Origin of the sequence: Flagellimonas taeanensis (genome assembly GCF_003584105.1) — a bacterium.
Lineage (GTDB): Bacteria > Bacteroidota > Bacteroidia > Flavobacteriales > Flavobacteriaceae > Flagellimonas > Flagellimonas taeanensis.
On sequence record NZ_QXFO01000028.1, the window covers coordinates 95,666 to 110,992 of the forward strand.

Below are 15,327 nucleotides of genomic sequence, written 5' to 3' on the forward strand. Positions count from 1 at the left end.
TCTTTGTTTTGATAAGACAAAAATAAGTGTTCCACACGGTATTTTATACCGATGGATCATTCACTAGCCTTTCCAAGGCGAATTTGATCAAGGAGTCGATGGTCTTGCCGCCATCCGTGGAGAACTCCCCTGTGGCCCGGTTGGCCAAAATGGCGTTCAACGACACCGCTTTGTGCCCCATCAATTTGGCAAGTCCATAGATACCTGCAGTTTCCATTTCCAGATTGGTGATTTGTTGGCCTTCAAAGGAAAATGAAGTCAGTTTGTCCTGAAAATCAGACACTTTTGGAGCTAACCGAAGTATTCTTCCCTGTGGCCCATAAAACCCTGAATTGGTGACTGTTATCCCTGAATAAACATCAGGCGAAACAAACACTTTTCTCAAATGCGCATCGGAGTCCACAACATAGGGTATGATATGGTGTCCGCCCCAATCCAAATGCTTGATGAGTGCCTTTTCCATAGCCCTGTTTCTATGGCTGCTGTCTTCATAAAAATGTAGTAGCCCATCAAGACCAATGGCCGAAGTACTCATCAGGAATGAATCAATGGGAATTTCAGGACGGATGGTACCCGATGTACCAATCCGTATGATACCAAGTTGTTTTTTTTCGTTTTTGACCTGTCTTGAAGGAAAATCGATATTGGCCAGAGCATCCAATTCATTCAGTACAATGTCGATATTGTCCGTACCAATGCCCGTGGAAATCACTGTGAGGCGTTTCCTAGACAAGTGTCCTGTATGGGCCAGAAATTCGCGCTTTCCTTTTCGTATTTCGATGCTATCGAAATATTTGGAAACTTCGTGAACGCGTTCAGGGTCACCGACGGTGATGATGGTTTCCGCAATATCCTCTGGCAAGAGATTGAGATGATAAATGCTGCCATCAGGGTTCAGAATAAGCTCTGAGCTTCCTAATGAGGACATCCACTTAGAGTTTTAAGATGCGGTTTGTGTCGGTATTGTACAAGAAGTTATACTTTAATGAACCACCTAAATATAATTGACTATCACGTATTTGGGAGTAATAATTTGATTTGTTCTCCAAGACTTCCTTCCCTTTTTTTGTCAACTTTACAGGATTGAAAGAATTGAAGAGCGGTTTCAAGGAGGTGATGATTCTATCGTATTGTGTATCCCCAAAACCATAATATCCTTGGTCTGACAATAACTGACCCATCAAGTCGCCCCTTGATTCCGGTTTTTTGGTCACAGCTGTTTTCAAAACGTGGTTTTCCAGTTCGTTGAGGCCATTTTTAATGGTGGGGAATCGCTTCAGGTGGGTTTTTAGGGCGTCGTTCAGATACTCAAATTGAAAATCATTATTGGCAATCTGGTTTTCCAAACGTATGGGGTTGTCACTGCAATAGAGTTGCCAGATGTAATCCGCATACTCGATATCATCTTGGGAAAGCACGGTACGACTTTCATACAACTGCAGCAATCTTTCATCACTGAGTTCATTGAGTCCGTACAATTTGCCACTTTCATCTTCTTTACCGCTGCATACCAATGAAATTTCTGCGTGCCTTCTGTGTTCTTTCAGCCAACTCAGGACGGCCAACATGTTTATTTGACAGAAAAGATCGTATTCAAACCACAAAACGATGTGGTCCTGTTGTTTGTGGTTACATAATGAACGATATTCCTTGAGCGTCTTTTCAACGAACCAGGACTTGGAAATTTTGTAGTTTTTGTTGAGAAATTCAAACCGGGTCTTCCAGAAAGATTCGCTCCCCACAGCGCAAAGGGTCTTGCCCTCACATAGCATTTCCCTCCATGTGATGATGTCTCCCTTTAACGGCAAGGACTGCAATCTGGACGTGAAACTGTCCCCGTTGGTAATGTGCAACAGTGATTTCATTTTCAACTTTAGTTTTTGTTGGTTAGGAGGAATAAAATTAAAACTTAAACCAAGAACACAAAAATTTTTTCACAAAACATTGGTTTTCAGTATCTAATTTTAACACGCAAGAGCCAAGTAATTTCATTTTCGGGAAATTTCCATCATCCCCCGACCCGTTTCACCGAAAAACCATTCTCTTTCAGGAACGCCATGATCTTGTCCCTGTAATCCCCTTGGATAATAATCGTATCGTTCTTAAAACTGCCCCCAACTCCCAAGAAGGTTTTCAGGTCTTTGGCCAGTTTCTTAAAATCACTTTCGGCGCCATTGTAGCCTTCCAGTATGGTAATGGGCTTACCCTTACGCTTTTCATATTTACAGATAATGGGGTCGTCCTGCAACCAATAGGATGGGCCATCATTGCCTTTTTCGGGTTCCTCTTCGGGCACGTGGTCGGGAAAAAGATTCTTGAGCTGGTCTTGTAGATCCACAGACATTATTTTTTTACCAATCCCAATTCAATCAGCCTTTCGTGCAAAAAATCTCCTGCAGTAATGTCCTCATAAGCTTTGGGGTGTTTGTCATCAATACAGTTTTCCAAGCAGTTCAATGGCATTTCACTGATGGGATGCATAAAGAACGGAATGGAGTACCTGGAAGTGCCCCATAGCTCCCGTGGCGGGTTCACCACTTGGTGGATCGTTGATTTCAGTTTGTTGTTGGACAGTCGGGAGAGCATATCGCCTACATTGATCATCAATTGGTCGGGTCTGGCGATGGCGTCAACCCATTCCCCTTGGTGATTTTGCACCTGCAACCCTTTTCCATGGGCGCCCATAAGCAGGGTGATCAGGTTGATGTCACCGTGCGCTGCCGCCCTGACCGCATTTTTGGGCTCCGTAGTGATGGGAGGGTAGTGGATAGGCCTCAAGATGGAGTTCCCGTTCTTGATGAAGTCATCAAAATAGGTTTCCTCAAGGTCTAGGTGCAGGGCCAGTGCCCTCAACACATATTTGGCCGTTTTTTCCAGCATTTGATAGGTCTCCTTGCCAACGGCGTTGAATTTAGGGAGTTCCTTCACCATCACATTGGCCGGATACTCGGCTTCCAGTTTTGGGTTGTCCTCCACATATTGGCCAAAATGCCAAAACTCCTTCAGGTCACCCTCTTTTTTGCCTTTGGCATGCTCCTTTCCAAAGGAAGTGTACCCTCTTTGCCCTCCAATGCCCTCAATTTCATATTTGTCCTTTACCTCTTGGGGCAGTTGGAAGAATTTTTTGATTTCGGAATAGAGGTCGTCCACCAGTTCATCGGATAAAAAATGTCCACTGAGGGCGACAAAGCCGATGCCCTCAAAAGCGGCGCCTATTTCCTCGACAAACTTTTCCTTTCGGGCCGGGTCCCCAGAGATAAAATCCTCTAGGTCTACACTTGGAATCGCACTCATATCTAAATGGTTTGTAATAAGGTCAAAAGTAATGAATATTGCCGAAGATTTTTGAAGTTTACAGAAAGATGGGGGCGTTTTACTACTTTTAGGCCGTTGAATTTTATCACATGAGGTATCATATTGGCGATCTGGACCAACAGAAATTACTAGACCTGTACACTGGGATGCTCAAGCCCCGAATGATCGAGGAAAAGATGTTGATTCTTTTGCGACAGGGCAAGGTTTCCAAATGGTTCAGCGGCATCGGCCAAGAAGCCATTTCCGTGGGCGTGACCCAAGCCCTGAAAGGGGACGAATATATTTTGCCCATGCACCGCAACCTTGGGGTCTTCACCTCAAGAAACATCCCCTTGAACCGATTGTTTGCGCAATGGCAGGGAAAGCAGAGCGGTTTCACCAATGGCAGGGACCGTAGTTTCCATTTCGGAACCCAGGAATATAAGATTGTGGGCATGATTTCCCACTTGGGCCCCCAATTGGGGGTGGCCGACGGCATTGCCCTGGCCGATATGCTTCGGCGCAAGAAAAGGGTGACGGCTGTTTTTACAGGCGAAGGGGCGACCAGCGAAGGCGATTTCCATGAAGCGCTCAATGTGGCATCGGTATGGAACCTGCCTGTGTTGTTCTGTATCGAAAACAATGGCTATGGGCTTTCCACGCCCACCAACGAGCAATATAACTGTGAGAATTTGGCCGATAGGGCCAAAGGGTATGGTATGGAGTCCCGCATCATTGATGGCAACAATATTTTGGAAGTGTATGCTAAGGTAGACGAGATCTGCAAGGCCATCCGAAAAAGGCCAAGACCCATACTTTTGGAGTTCAAGACCTTTCGAATGCGTGGGCACGAGGAGGCCAGTGGTACCAAATATGTTCCGGAGAAGTTGATGAAGGAATGGGGCAAGAAAGATCCCATTGCCAATTATGAAGCCTTTTTATTGGAAAAAGGACTGCTATCCGAAGAAAAAATAAACCAGCTAAAAGCCAGTATCTCAGAAGAAATCGATGAAAATTTGAAACTTGCTTTTGATGAACCAACGATTTCGTTTAATGAAACCAAAGAATTAGGTGATGTTTATCAATCATTTGATTATCAAGAAATAAAACCTAAAGAGGAGAGGAAAAATATTCGTTTTGTGGATGCCATTTCGGAAGGACTGGAGCAATCCATGTACCGCCATAATGAATTGATACTAATGGGGCAGGACATTGCCGATTATGGTGGCGTTTTCAAGATTACGGAAGGTTTTGTGTCCAAGTTTGGAAAGAGCAGGGTTCGGAACACACCCATCTGCGAATCCGTCATTGTTTCTGCGGCGATGGGGCTTTCCATCAATGGCATGAAAGCTGTGGTGGAAATGCAGTTTGCCGATTTTGTGAGTTCCGGCTTTAACCCCATTGTGAACTATTTGGCCAAATCACATTACCGCTGGAACGAAAAAGCGGATGTGGTGATCCGCATGCCCTGCGGTGCGGGAGTAGGGGCAGGACCTTTCCATTCCCAGACCAACGAGGCTTGGTTCACGAAGACCCCCGGGCTCAAAGTGGTCTATCCCGCTTTTCCAGAGGATGCGAAAGGTTTACTGAACACGGCTATCAACGACCCCAATCCCGTGCTGTTCTTTGAACACAAGGGATTGTACCGAAGTGTGTACGGAGAGGTGTCTTCCGATTATTACACGCTGCCCTTTGGTAAGGCCAATTGGGTAAGGAAAGGGGGGACCATTTCCGTGGTCACCTACGGTGCCGGGGTGCATTGGGCCATCGAAGTATTGGAAAAACATCCCGAAATCGATGCAGATCTCTTAGATTTGCGGACACTTCAACCTCTGGATTTTGACGCCATCAAGGCTTCTTTGAAAAAAACGGGCAAACTGATCATTTTGCAAGAAGACACCCTTTTTGGGGGTATTGCGAGTGACATTTCTGCCATGGTCATGGAAGAATGTTTTGAGTATCTGGATGCCCCTGTAAAGCGAATTGGTAGTATGGAGACCCCGGTCCCCTTTGCAAAGGAACTGGAAGCAAACTACCTGCCCAAGAAGCGGTTCGAGGCTGCTTTATTGGAATTGTATGCGTATTGATTTGCAATATTTTAACCATTTTTTGATGGAGAAAACAACTTTATATTGACCCATTTCGTATCTTTTATTGAACATTAACTTTAAATCTTATGGTAAAACGATCATTATTATTCGTCGCAATAGCAAGCATTTTGCTTGTTTCGTGCTCAGTATCCAAAAGTGCCCGATCTCAAAGAGATATTTTCAGCGGTACTTGGAATTTGGACAATGTGTACTACGAAAACAACTCAGGCAATTTCAAGTCGGTCATCTTCAACGACGCAGAGGACATCTGCTTCGAGGACAGTGAGTGGTTCTTTAGGGACAACAACAGCACGGGAAGGTACACCATCAAACAGAGTTCCCTATGCCAAGGTGGCGACCGTTTCTTCAGATGGTCTGTGGTGGAGCCCACAGCCAATTATTCCAGCCAATTACAATTCAAGTTCATCGATGAAAACCGAAAGGATATTTCAGGAGGTTATGGGTATCGATTGAACATCGTAAGCCTAACAGAACAGGCCATGACCCTCAAATCCAACGTATCGGTGGACGGACAGCCCGTGACCGTAGTCTATGAATTCTCAAGAAAATAAAACAATATGAAACCGGCATGACCAAAATACTCTTTAGGGACATAGTGCAATGATTATTTTGGTCATCAAAGGTTCCATGTGACCATTGAAAAAACAATAAAAATAAACACATGAAAAATATCCTATTAAAAAGTACAACCGCATTCTTGGCCCTGAGCCTTATTTTGAGCTGTGATGCCGTAAAAAATGCAAATAATACCCAAAAAGGTGCTGCTATTGGCGCTGGTGGTGGTGCCGTCATTGGTGGTATCATTGGGAACAATGTAGGAAAAGGAAATACGGCCCTTGGCGCCATTATCGGTGCCGTGGTCGGTGGTGCGGCCGGTGGCTACATCGGTAACCGAATGGACCGTCAGGCCGAGCGTATCGAGGAAGAAATCCCTGGTGCAGAAGTGCAGCGGGTGGGAGAGGGCATCAACGTGACCTTCAGCGGAGAAAACGGAGTCTATTTCGATACCAACAAATCTGACATCAAAGGGGCTTCTGCCACTACATTGGACAAATTGGCCGGAATTTTCAAGGAATATCCAAAGACCAACATTCTGGTGGAAGGCCACACGGATTCTGATGGTGCCGCAGAATACAATTTGGGGCTTTCACAACGTAGGGCCCAAGCAGTAACCAATTATTTGGTGAGCAAGGGCATCTCCAGCGGTCGTTTTACCACTAAATGGTACGGTGAGGAGCAGCCTATTGAAAGTAATGATACGGCAGCCGGCAAAGCCAAGAACAGACGAGTGGAGTTGGCCATCGTTGCCAGTGAGGAACTGAAACAAGAGGCCTACGAGAAGACGGATAATTAAGCTAGTGACTAGTTAATTTAAAAAAGCGGCCCAAACTAGGGCCGCTTTTTTCGTTTCAAGCTTCAAGATAACATATTAAGTGGCTTTTACGGTCTCTTATACAGGTAATTAAACCTCCATTCCTCATAGCCGTAGCGAGGAAGGCCAATTGATTTTCTATTTCTGTTCAGCACTTCTACGGGCGGCAAACGTTCATCCATGCCCCTGAAAGTACCATAAAACCGGGATTGGTCAAGCGATTTCATCATGGTCAATTTATCAGCTACTGCGCCGTAGGTTTTGGGGTCACAAGTTCCTTTTTTCACGAACTCCAATAATTTGGGCAAAAAGTAGTGCTCCATGACAGAATCTTTCATGTGCAGTAAAATAGGATCCATCATTACTCTTTCTTCAGCCGTTGAGTGCCCAATGAGTTCTTTGCCCGGATAACCATATTTTTCAAAAATGACTTTTAGTGCCCTGCCGTTGGAAATGTCTATTGAATCCTGCTTTTCTAAGTTTTCCATATAACTCTTCCCCCTATACAACTGATCGGAACGTTTCATCTGTCGTATTTGCTCCCTTAGATCCATGTTTATGGTCGCTTCATACGTTTTTCGCATTTGCATGAACCTGAGACTGTCCAAACCGGATTCCAAGGCAATTGATGATAGAATGCTATCTTTTTTTATCTGCCTCCATGTAAGGCCATGTTCGGAGACCAGATTTTGAAGGTTTTCATATGCAATTTCCTTGTTCCCTACTTTGTAGGCGGAAGCGGTATATGTTTCCAACTCGTAGTAAATGTACATGTTTATCGGTTCCATTTTTTGGAACAATCCATGCAACAGCTCAAAGGATTGCCTGTAATTTCTGGTCAAAAACAGACTGTCTGCCTTGTAGACGACCTCATAATACCCGGATGACAGGTAATCTTCCGTATTCTCTTGTTCAACAGGACTGTTTTGCCCACTCACAAACTGGATGCACAACAGAACCAGACATGTTTGTAGTTTGAAGTTCATTTTTTTTTTGTGTATCAACTAACGGCGATGAAATGCCGATCAATTGAAGGATTGTTTAAAAAATGGGGGGAATGCTTTGAACTACAATATATGCATTTTCTCAACAAGATTGATTTTCACACAACGCTTCTCCAATTTTCCTGATTTCACCACTAAATCCTTTCCTACATTAGGATTTGGCCAACAAACCATTAAATGAAAGTTAATCCCAATCCAACTATCCCAGTTATTTCGTAACTTAATAGTCGTTACCGACTTCCAATCCCAAAACACGCAACCATGGACCCTATCAGTGAAAACAGCACATACCAAAAGCAGGAATTGCTGATCCGCATGGAACGGAACCACGAGGTCATACAGCGGTTGTCCAAAAAGTTGTGCTCCTACACCTGTGAACCCAAATGTCCCTCCAGTTTTGAGAAATACAATGACTTAAAGCGGAACTTCAAGCTGTTTGAAAAATACCAAAAGAACATTATGGATCTGATCCATAGAAAAAAGGCCGGTGCCGTTCAAGGGCTTGAAAGAGAGGTCCAACTCCACCTGAAGCGCTTCAGGGAATTGGAAGCGGATATCGCCTCATACCTTCTGGACACCTTGGAACATTCCTGATTTTTACTTTTTCGTTAAAAAGAAACCGGTCGTTTTTAATGTAAAAGATGCCCTCCAAGTATTTTTTACTCTTACAAACATGCGTAATATTGCAGGGCCATAAACTTGTGTTGGAATGGGAAAATCCTCTAAATCCGTCTTGGTTATCCTTGCTTTTTTTGCCATCTACGTGATATGGGGGTCCACCTATCTTCTGAACAAGGTAGCCGTGCAAGAACTGGAGCCCTTCATGTTGGCTTCGTGCCGTTTCACCACTGCTGGAATCTTGATCTTTATCTTGGCCAAGATCATGGGGATTCCCCTAAAGATCACCAAAAAGCAGCTATGGAACACCATCATTGCAGGCATCCTTTTTCTCAGTTTTGGGAACGGGGTAGTGGTGTGGGCCCTTAAATATGTGGACAGTGGGTTTGCTGCTTTGGAGATTTCCGCCCAACCGCTCATCATCTTATTGCTGATGCGGGTGCTCCAGGGAAAAAAGATACAGCCTATGTCCGTCATCGGTGTAATCCTGGGCATCGTGGGTATCTATTTGTTGGTGAGCCAGAAACAGATCATCGCCAAGGAAGAATCCATCATCGGCATGGTCATGATTTTCTTTTGTATGCTGAGCTGGGCCTACGGTAGTCTTTTTGTGGCCAAAGCGGACCTGCCCAACAACTATTTTGTGAACACCGGTTACCAAATGTTCACAGCGGGAATCACCTTGGCCCTGATGAGCTTGGCATTCGGCGAAAGTTGGTCGGCACCACTAAATTGGAGTGGGGGAGTACAGCTCTCCATGGTCTTGCTGATCGTTTTTGGGAGTATTTTGGCCTTCACCTCTTTCAATTATTTGTTGAAGGCGGTTTCCCCGGAAAAAGTGGCCACGTCCACCTACGTCAACCCCATTGTGGCCCTCTTGTTGGGCTGGTATTTTTTGGACGAACAGATCACGGCCCAATCCATTGTGGCCGCGACCATCCTGCTCACGGGTGTCTATTTTATCAACACCAAAAAGACACTCGCCATTTTTGAGCGGTTCAAACGTTAATGTTTCTGAAGGGTTCTGGGAAATCAACCCAAAAATCCGTATTTTCAACAAGGCTAATGATTTGAATATGAAAACTCGGATAACGTACGGTTTTGCCCTTTTGATGCTGTTTGCCATGGCTTGTGCCTCAGGACCAAGATCCCAGGCCACCCCGGCCGAGTTGGCAGCTTTTGAAAAAATGATCTCCGATAAAAGTTTTCAGATTGATGCAGGTTGGGCGCAACCCATGGCCAGCCAAGGTCTGAACAGCATTGCCAATGCAGGTTTGTTGCCGCGTGGGAGTTCTGCCAGCAGAATTGACATCGCCGGTTCAGGAGGATACTTGCGGATAGTGGGCGACAGTGTGATGGCCGACCTTCCCTATTTTGGGGAACGCCAGATGGGAGGGGCCTACAACCCACAGAAAGGCGGTATCCAGTTCAATGGCATTCCTAAAGAATTCACCATCGAACCGAACAAAAAAGGAGATGGAAAAACCCTGCGCTTCAATATCTCCCAAAATCAGGAGGGATACAGGGTAATAGCCCAAATCTACCCCTCTAATTATACCACCATCACTATTGCCAGCACCCACCGAACCACCATTTGGTATCAGGGAACCGTTTCTGAATATGAACGGGATAAGTGAGTAGGTCCAAAGTACATGTGTCAGACTTCAGACATCTGACCTCTGATTTCTGACTTCCGATACCGAACTTCTTCCTCTTTCCATCATTTTGTTTTAGCTTTATGGGTTTAGAAACCAAAACACCCATTCATTCCAATGAAGATGAACCATTTGCCCAAAAGCTCCATTTTTTTACTGATGCTTTCCCTAGCCGTGCTTTCCTGCAATGGCAAAAAGAAGGGGGACAACGAAGAAAATGCCAATGAAAAGACACAACAAGAAACGGACACCGCACAGTATGAGGCCTCCTTGCCCTTGGAGCGCCTAAAACTTCCCGAAGGCTTCCGAATAGAAGTCTTTGCCGAAGGCATTGATGGCGCCCGTTCCATGGCCATGGGTGACAATGGGACCCTTTTTGTGGGCACCCGAAACGAGAACAAGGTCTATGCGCTCCGTGATGAGGACGGCGATTTCAGGGCCGAGAAAATATATGAAGTGGACTCCGATCTGGAGCAGCCCAATGGAGTGGCCTTCAAGGACGGTGCCCTATACGTAGGTGCGGTGAGCCGTTTGTTCAAATACCCCAACATTGAGCAACAATTGGCCAGCCCACCCGAACCCGAACTGATCTATGACGATTATCCCACAGAATTCCACCACGGATGGAAATATATCGCCTTTGGCCCCGATAACAAACTCTACGTTCCCGTGGGCGCCCCCTGCAACATCTGCGACCGCACCAATGAGGATGAGCGTTTTGGCACCATTACCCGAATGGATGCCGACGGCAGCAACCGAGAGATTGTGGCCCGCGGAGTGCGGAACACCGTCGGCTTTACATGGCACCCGGACACCAAAGAACTTTGGTTTACCGATAACGGCAGGGATATGATGGGTGATGATGTTCCCCCTTGTGAGCTCAATCGTCTCACCGAGGTGGGCCAGCACTTTGGCTATCCATTTTGCCATGGGGGCACCATCAAAGATCCCGAATTTGGCGACAAGCGTCCTTGTTCGGACTTTGTGGCTCCCGTGCAGGCCTTGGGCGCGCACGTAGCACCCTTGGCTGTGAAGTTTGATACGGGTTCCATGTTCCCTGAAAGCTACAAGGGGCATGCCTTTATTGCGGAACACGGTTCTTGGAACCGCTCGTCCAAATCTGGCTATCGGGTCGCTTTGGTGAAACTGGACAACAACAAGGCGGTGAGCTATGAACCTTTCATTGAAGGATGGTTGGACGAGGAGACCCAAGAAGCTTTCGGGCGCCCTGTGGACCTGTTGTTTTTAAAAGACGGATCCCTATTGATCTCCGATGATGTGGGCGACGCCATTTACCGCGTTACCTACAAGGGCTAGATCCTGCTCATAAAAAATGACCTAAGTACTTGGGAAGTGGCCTTTCCTCCATTTTCCAAGTACTTTTTTGATTGTCCCTGTCCGAAACCTCCAAAAAAATATGGGTAGTTGCATGGTCACCCTTCGAGACGATGCGTTCGAGGCTATAGGTCAGGTCTCCATCCTGAAAGACATACTCGGCCTTGTCCAAACTGGGACTTTCCGTACACTTCCCGTTCCGGATGACCAAACAGGGCCTTTGCAAGATCATTTTGGGCTTTTGCCAACAGAGATATCGGATTTCACCGTCAGTGTGCTCGTCTACCCTGATGGTGTAATGCTGGTTATGGCACAGGATCAAAAAGCGTTTTATGCTCGGGTCTTGGGAAAGAATGGCTCAGTAGGTTTAAGTTTGGTTTGGGCATTAATTGAAACGGCCCTTGCCGCCCAGTATTGTGCTAGATCTTGTTTCTTTTCCACCAGCGGGCCCCATGAAGAAATCCCAACATATAAACGATAACGGCAATAAGCACCAAACTGATTTTCTGTAAGAGGTTTATGGTTTCCAGAGTCGTCATTTTCTTAAGTTTTGGGCTAAACTATAGGATGCGTAGGATTTTTACGCATCCAATTGACGGATGCTGGTTTTTAATTGACGGATAGGGGAGTTGGGTTGATGGATGAAGGAAATTCGGTGTGCAGGTTTTTCTTTTTTTGAAGTTAGGGGTGATATGGAACGGCAGCAAGAAAGACTTAAAAAGTAGCCGTGGTAAATGTCCTCATCAAGACCACAGGGCTACCGGAACTGTATATGCCTTAAAATTATAATTTGTTGTTGCATAGTGTTTGAAGGGGAAGGCCGAAGGGTCTTCCCTTTTTATGTTTTGTGGAAAACCCCCAGTTTTTTTAAGGTTTTTCCTTAATGAAGTTTTCTTTGAATTTAATACTTTTAAAAGGAGTTAGATTTACTTTCACGAAACTTCCCCCACCAAATAAATTATTAAATACTAAAAATATGGGTAGTACAGGTACAGGCCGTTTTACCGATTATTCTGGTGAAAAACCGGAAAGCGGAGATGGAAAGACTGGTGGTTCTAGTGAAGAGAACAGGTGTGAAAAAGCATTTAGTGCGATGCTTGAAGAAATTGAAAGATGCACATATTTTACTGAAAATGAAGATGTCCCAAAAGTTGGTGAAATCGTCACAATCAGTTTTGACAATCGACCAGTGGCCATCTCAGAGAGAGGTCTTGTCATTGGGTATTTGCCAACTAAATTCAATTACATTAAAATGTGTATGGATGATAGATATTCCTATTCCGGAAGAGTAGTTAGTTCTTCTAACGAGTTGGTTGCAGCAGTAACGGTTGATGTCCAACCTGACAACAAAGAATGAGTCAGAAAATATGTGTTTTAGGAGATATTGTCACGGATATCACTTTACCCCAAGATGGAAATGACACAAAGCTACGATTGGGTGGAATAATCCACTGTGTTAGAAGCTTATGGGCATTGGATTTGAAATATGACGTAAAATTTGCAGCTCCTGCATATCTCTCCGATTCCATCTTGAAATATTGTTCACATCATGGAGTAGTTAAAGCAGATCAAATAGGTGTAGTCAAAGGGTCTCCATATAATTTTCTTATTGGTAGTGTTAAGGAAACTGGAAATCAGAATTATAACTTTATCTTAAAAGATGAAGTCAAGATTGATTACATTCCAGATGAGCTAGATTCATTAAACAATGGGTACGATGATATTCTTTTAGTGTCAGGAAATTTTGAAATCGATTTGATTTTGGAAAAAATTGACACATCCCCAAGCATACATATTGACTTAAGCAACAATATTGAGAACTTTAGTAAGCTAAAAAGCATTTGTTGTCAAACTATTTTTTTATCGACATCATCAAGTCTTTTTCTAGAGAATTTTAAAGATTTCAAAGATTTTTCTAAAAGGTTCGAAAAGCACTGTAAAGTTCTAGTACTTAAAGAGAATAGAGGAGGGTCAAGAATTTATGATTTTGAAAATTCTGAGGTATATCAAATTCCTGCTATAACACAACCGATAGTGCATTCTGTTGGTGTAGGTGATGTTTTTGATGCATGTTTTGTGGCAAAATATCGGGAGCTGGGAATCGAAAAAGCTTCATATCTTGCTTCTTGGGTTGCTTCGGAATATGCCATAACAACATATCCAGATGATTTCAAAAATGGTGTAAAACGAGTGTTAGGTACTAATATTGATGATATTGTAACCATGGGTGGATGCGTATTGCCATGGGAAAAAAGAGCATTGCTTGATATTTATATTGCTGCACCAGACTTTGATTATATAGATACATCTAAGATTGATTTATTGGTAGAATGTCTTAAATATCATAATTTCAATCCAAGAAGGCCTGTTAAAGAAAATGGACAATTATCTATTGCCGACGATAAGCAAAAAAGAAGACATATTTATTCGAAAGACATTTCCTTATTGAATAAATGTAAGCTTTTAATTGCCGTTTACCTTAATGATGATCCTGGGACAATGATTGAATTGGGATATGCAAAAGCCAAAGGTATACCGTGTTTGGTATTCGACCCGTTTAATAAGGCTTACAATTGCATGTTGACGGAAATGCCAAATACTGTTTCAAGTGAATTGGACGTTATAATTTCAGAAGTATTCAACTGTTTATCTAAAGTCAATGCGTGAGAAGGTAATCTTATTGGCTTCTGGAGGATTGGATTCGACAACAATGGCGTTTTGGCTGCTACAGAATAAGATTGATTTCATCCCTGTATTCATTAATTATGGGCAACATTGTGCAGATACAGAGTTAAGTACGTTAAAAAATGTTCTGCCGAACGAGTACAAAGGAAAAATAGAAATTATAGATGTGAATGGAGTATATAAATATTCAAGAAGTAGATTCATTAAAAAAGCCAATTTATGGGAAGATAATATTACTGCTGATGATCTTTATATTCCATATAGGAATATTTTAATTCTTACTTTAGGCGCTTCTTTTGCACAATCTCTAAACATTGACCGGTTATATTCAGCCTTTATAAATAGTAATCATGCAAAGGAAATAGATTGCTCAAAGGATTTTTTTTTAAAAATGGAAGATATGTTAGGAGAGTATGGTTCAGTCAAAATGGAAATGCCCTTTTTAGAAATGTCCAAATTCGAAGTGGCCAAGTTGGGAATTGAATTAAATGCTCCAATAGGTAAAACCTTTTCATGTCAAGCTTCACCATATATTCCATGTGGAGCATGTCCCAATTGTGTAGATAGGCTAGAAGCATTAAAAAATTTATAGATGGCAGTGCAGACAATAGAATCAGCGAGATATTTAGTCCAATACATCAAGTCTGTTGAAGATTTAAAGCTAACCTTTGGAAAGACAAAACTTTCATATAATCACATCGGAGCCTTATTCACTGATATTGTTTTACAAGCGGGATTAAATTATGAAACCGTTGTAAAACCTAGAGTTAATAAGGTTTTGATTGAATATCCTCAAGCCACGAATCTCTCAAGTTTTAAATCCATAATAGATACCCATGGTTTAAGAAATGTGATTAATTGGAAGCATGAAACAAAAATAGAACGTTTTCATACTCTTATTGATTTTTGTGTAAATCGAGGTATAAATGACTGCTATGATTTGAAATCTTTCTTAAAAGAAAATGATAATAGGATTCTCTTTTTATCAATAAAAGGATTAGGACCTAAAACTCTTGATTACACCATGAAATTGCTTCAATTTGATACTATTGCAGTGGATAGGCACATTATTGGTTTCATTGAATTAGCAGGTCTAAAGCATACAAGTTATGATTACACAAAAAAAACGGTAGAATTTGCTGCTGATCTTTTGAATATTCCACGATCGACACTCGATCAAACAATATGGAATTACATGTCATCAAGAAGAGGTGTCTCAGACTCGTCTTCCCAATTAAGAATGACATTTTAGT

Annotated in this window: 17 protein-coding genes; 11 read left to right on the forward strand and 6 right to left on the reverse strand. The window is 43.2% G+C overall.

All coding sequences use genetic code 11. From position 1 onward, the window contains the following. Positions 1 to 43 precede the first annotated feature (43 nt). From D2V93_RS17770 to D2V93_RS17785, 4 genes are all read right to left on the reverse strand, one after another. Positions 44 to 928, reverse strand: a complete 885-nt coding sequence (locus D2V93_RS17770) for a nucleoside phosphorylase (protein WP_119620384.1) — start codon at positions 926 to 928, stop codon at positions 44 to 46. Positions 929 to 932: 4 nt separating this feature from the next. Further along, the gene (locus D2V93_RS17775) at positions 933 to 1,865 is read right to left on the reverse strand and encodes a DUF1835 domain-containing protein (protein ID WP_072881766.1); all 933 of its coding nucleotides are present in this window, start codon (positions 1,863 to 1,865) and stop codon (positions 933 to 935) included. Between the two features lie 143 nt (positions 1,866 to 2,008). Next, complete coding sequence (locus D2V93_RS17780; RefSeq protein WP_072882068.1) at positions 2,009 to 2,338, reverse strand: translation initiation factor; 330 nt, start codon at positions 2,336 to 2,338, stop codon at positions 2,009 to 2,011. A gap of 5 nt (positions 2,339 to 2,343) precedes the next feature. Then, the gene (locus D2V93_RS17785; protein ID WP_119620385.1) at positions 2,344 to 3,294 is read right to left on the reverse strand and encodes an isopenicillin N synthase family dioxygenase; all 951 of its coding nucleotides are present in this window, start codon (positions 3,292 to 3,294) and stop codon (positions 2,344 to 2,346) included. Positions 3,295 to 3,404: 110 nt separating this feature from the next. On the opposite strand from D2V93_RS17785, the gene D2V93_RS17790 reads away from it, so the two are divergent. The 3 genes from D2V93_RS17790 to D2V93_RS17800 all read left to right on the forward strand — a co-directional run bounded on the left by D2V93_RS17790 (position 3,405) and on the right by D2V93_RS17800 (position 6,759). Next, positions 3,405 to 5,381, forward strand: a complete 1,977-nt coding sequence (locus D2V93_RS17790; protein WP_119620386.1) for an alpha-ketoacid dehydrogenase subunit alpha/beta — start codon at positions 3,405 to 3,407, stop codon at positions 5,379 to 5,381. Positions 5,382 to 5,470: 89 nt separating this feature from the next. Beyond that, positions 5,471 to 5,956 carry a lipocalin-like domain-containing protein gene (locus D2V93_RS17795; RefSeq protein WP_072881773.1) on the forward strand — a complete coding sequence of 162 codons (486 nt, stop codon included), beginning with the start codon at positions 5,471 to 5,473 and terminating at the stop codon, positions 5,954 to 5,956. A 110-nt stretch (positions 5,957 to 6,066) separates the two neighbouring features. After that, on the forward strand, positions 6,067 to 6,759 hold the full coding sequence (locus tag D2V93_RS17800; RefSeq protein WP_119620387.1) for a YiaD family glycine zipper/OmpA-like lipoprotein: 693 nt from the start codon (positions 6,067 to 6,069) through the stop codon (positions 6,757 to 6,759). Between the two features lie 86 nt (positions 6,760 to 6,845). Here the strand turns inward: D2V93_RS17800 and D2V93_RS17805 are convergent, their stop codons facing one another. Beyond that, positions 6,846 to 7,763 (reverse strand): hypothetical protein, encoded by a 918-nt coding sequence (locus tag D2V93_RS17805; RefSeq protein WP_147377430.1) that lies wholly within the window; start codon positions 7,761 to 7,763, stop codon positions 6,846 to 6,848. 279 nt (positions 7,764 to 8,042) lie between these two features. On the opposite strand from D2V93_RS17805, the gene D2V93_RS17810 reads away from it, so the two are divergent. The 4 genes from D2V93_RS17810 (at position 8,043) to D2V93_RS17825 (ending at position 11,371) form a co-directional block, all read left to right on the forward strand. Continuing rightward, the gene (locus D2V93_RS17810) at positions 8,043 to 8,375 is read left to right on the forward strand and encodes a hypothetical protein (RefSeq protein ID WP_072881777.1); all 333 of its coding nucleotides are present in this window, start codon (positions 8,043 to 8,045) and stop codon (positions 8,373 to 8,375) included. Positions 8,376 to 8,490: 115 nt separating this feature from the next. Beyond that, positions 8,491 to 9,408, forward strand: a complete 918-nt coding sequence (locus tag D2V93_RS17815) for an EamA family transporter (RefSeq protein ID WP_072881779.1) — start codon at positions 8,491 to 8,493, stop codon at positions 9,406 to 9,408. 67 nt (positions 9,409 to 9,475) lie between these two features. After that, positions 9,476 to 10,036: a DUF4251 domain-containing protein gene (locus D2V93_RS17820; protein ID WP_147377431.1), complete on the forward strand. Its 561-nt coding sequence runs from the start codon at positions 9,476 to 9,478 to the stop codon at positions 10,034 to 10,036. A gap of 135 nt (positions 10,037 to 10,171) precedes the next feature. Next, positions 10,172 to 11,371, forward strand: a complete 1,200-nt coding sequence (locus D2V93_RS17825; RefSeq protein ID WP_119620390.1) for a PQQ-dependent sugar dehydrogenase — start codon at positions 10,172 to 10,174, stop codon at positions 11,369 to 11,371. 7 nt (positions 11,372 to 11,378) lie between these two features. On the opposite strand, the gene D2V93_RS18565 is transcribed toward D2V93_RS17825, so the two are convergent. Then, positions 11,379 to 11,621, reverse strand: coding sequence for a hypothetical protein (locus D2V93_RS18565; RefSeq protein ID WP_143070728.1), 243 nt, complete (start codon positions 11,619 to 11,621; stop codon positions 11,379 to 11,381). Positions 11,622 to 12,284: 663 nt separating this feature from the next. Between D2V93_RS18565 and D2V93_RS17835 the strand changes: the two genes are divergently transcribed. Genes D2V93_RS17835 through D2V93_RS17850 form a run of 4 tightly spaced genes read left to right on the forward strand, consistent with a single transcriptional unit; the run spans position 12,285 to position 15,326 of the window. Next, entirely contained in the window at positions 12,285 to 12,746 is a 462-nt protein-coding gene (locus D2V93_RS17835; protein ID WP_220473649.1) for a hypothetical protein, read from the forward strand. Continuing rightward, positions 12,743 to 14,056, forward strand: a complete 1,314-nt coding sequence (locus tag D2V93_RS17840; RefSeq protein WP_119620393.1) for a nucleoside 2-deoxyribosyltransferase — start codon at positions 12,743 to 12,745, stop codon at positions 14,054 to 14,056. The genes D2V93_RS17835 and D2V93_RS17840 overlap by 4 nt, the downstream gene beginning before the upstream one ends. Next, positions 14,049 to 14,666 (forward strand): 7-cyano-7-deazaguanine synthase, encoded by a 618-nt coding sequence (locus tag D2V93_RS17845; protein ID WP_119620394.1) that lies wholly within the window; start codon positions 14,049 to 14,051, stop codon positions 14,664 to 14,666. Before D2V93_RS17840 ends, D2V93_RS17845 begins: the two co-directional genes overlap by 8 nt. After that, positions 14,667 to 15,326 (forward strand): HhH-GDP family DNA glycosylase, encoded by a 660-nt coding sequence (locus D2V93_RS17850; RefSeq protein WP_119620395.1) that lies wholly within the window; start codon positions 14,667 to 14,669, stop codon positions 15,324 to 15,326. It abuts the gene before it with no gap. Position 15,327: the final 1 nt, after the last annotated feature.

What these genes read in the sequence shown, in the direction of transcription:
- D2V93_RS18565 (WP_143070728.1), bottom strand. Translation starts at nt 11,621, where the DNA reads ATGATCTTGCAAAGGCCCTGTTTGGTCATCCGGAACGGGAAGTGTACG.
- D2V93_RS17770 (WP_119620384.1), bottom strand. Translation starts at nt 928, where the DNA reads ATGTCCTCATTAGGAAGCTCAGAGCTTATTCTGAACCCTGATGGCAGC.
- D2V93_RS17790 (WP_119620386.1), top strand. Translation starts at nt 3,405, where the DNA reads ATGAGGTATCATATTGGCGATCTGGACCAACAGAAATTACTAGACCTG.
- D2V93_RS17785 (WP_119620385.1), bottom strand. Translation starts at nt 3,294, where the DNA reads ATGAGTGCGATTCCAAGTGTAGACCTAGAGGATTTTATCTCTGGGGAC.
- D2V93_RS17850 (WP_119620395.1), top strand. Translation starts at nt 14,667, where the DNA reads ATGGCAGTGCAGACAATAGAATCAGCGAGATATTTAGTCCAATACATC.
- D2V93_RS17820 (WP_147377431.1), top strand. Translation starts at nt 9,476, where the DNA reads ATGAAAACTCGGATAACGTACGGTTTTGCCCTTTTGATGCTGTTTGCC.
- D2V93_RS17840 (WP_119620393.1), top strand. Translation starts at nt 12,743, where the DNA reads ATGAGTCAGAAAATATGTGTTTTAGGAGATATTGTCACGGATATCACT.
- D2V93_RS17800 (WP_119620387.1), top strand. Translation starts at nt 6,067, where the DNA reads ATGAAAAATATCCTATTAAAAAGTACAACCGCATTCTTGGCCCTGAGC.
- D2V93_RS17775 (WP_072881766.1), bottom strand. Translation starts at nt 1,865, where the DNA reads ATGAAATCACTGTTGCACATTACCAACGGGGACAGTTTCACGTCCAGA.
- D2V93_RS17795 (WP_072881773.1), top strand. Translation starts at nt 5,471, where the DNA reads ATGGTAAAACGATCATTATTATTCGTCGCAATAGCAAGCATTTTGCTT.
- D2V93_RS17825 (WP_119620390.1), top strand. Translation starts at nt 10,172, where the DNA reads ATGAAGATGAACCATTTGCCCAAAAGCTCCATTTTTTTACTGATGCTT.
- D2V93_RS17805 (WP_147377430.1), bottom strand. Translation starts at nt 7,763, where the DNA reads ATGAACTTCAAACTACAAACATGTCTGGTTCTGTTGTGCATCCAGTTT.
- D2V93_RS17810 (WP_072881777.1), top strand. Translation starts at nt 8,043, where the DNA reads ATGGACCCTATCAGTGAAAACAGCACATACCAAAAGCAGGAATTGCTG.
- D2V93_RS17845 (WP_119620394.1), top strand. Translation starts at nt 14,049, where the DNA reads ATGCGTGAGAAGGTAATCTTATTGGCTTCTGGAGGATTGGATTCGACA.
- D2V93_RS17815 (WP_072881779.1), top strand. Translation starts at nt 8,491, where the DNA reads ATGGGAAAATCCTCTAAATCCGTCTTGGTTATCCTTGCTTTTTTTGCC.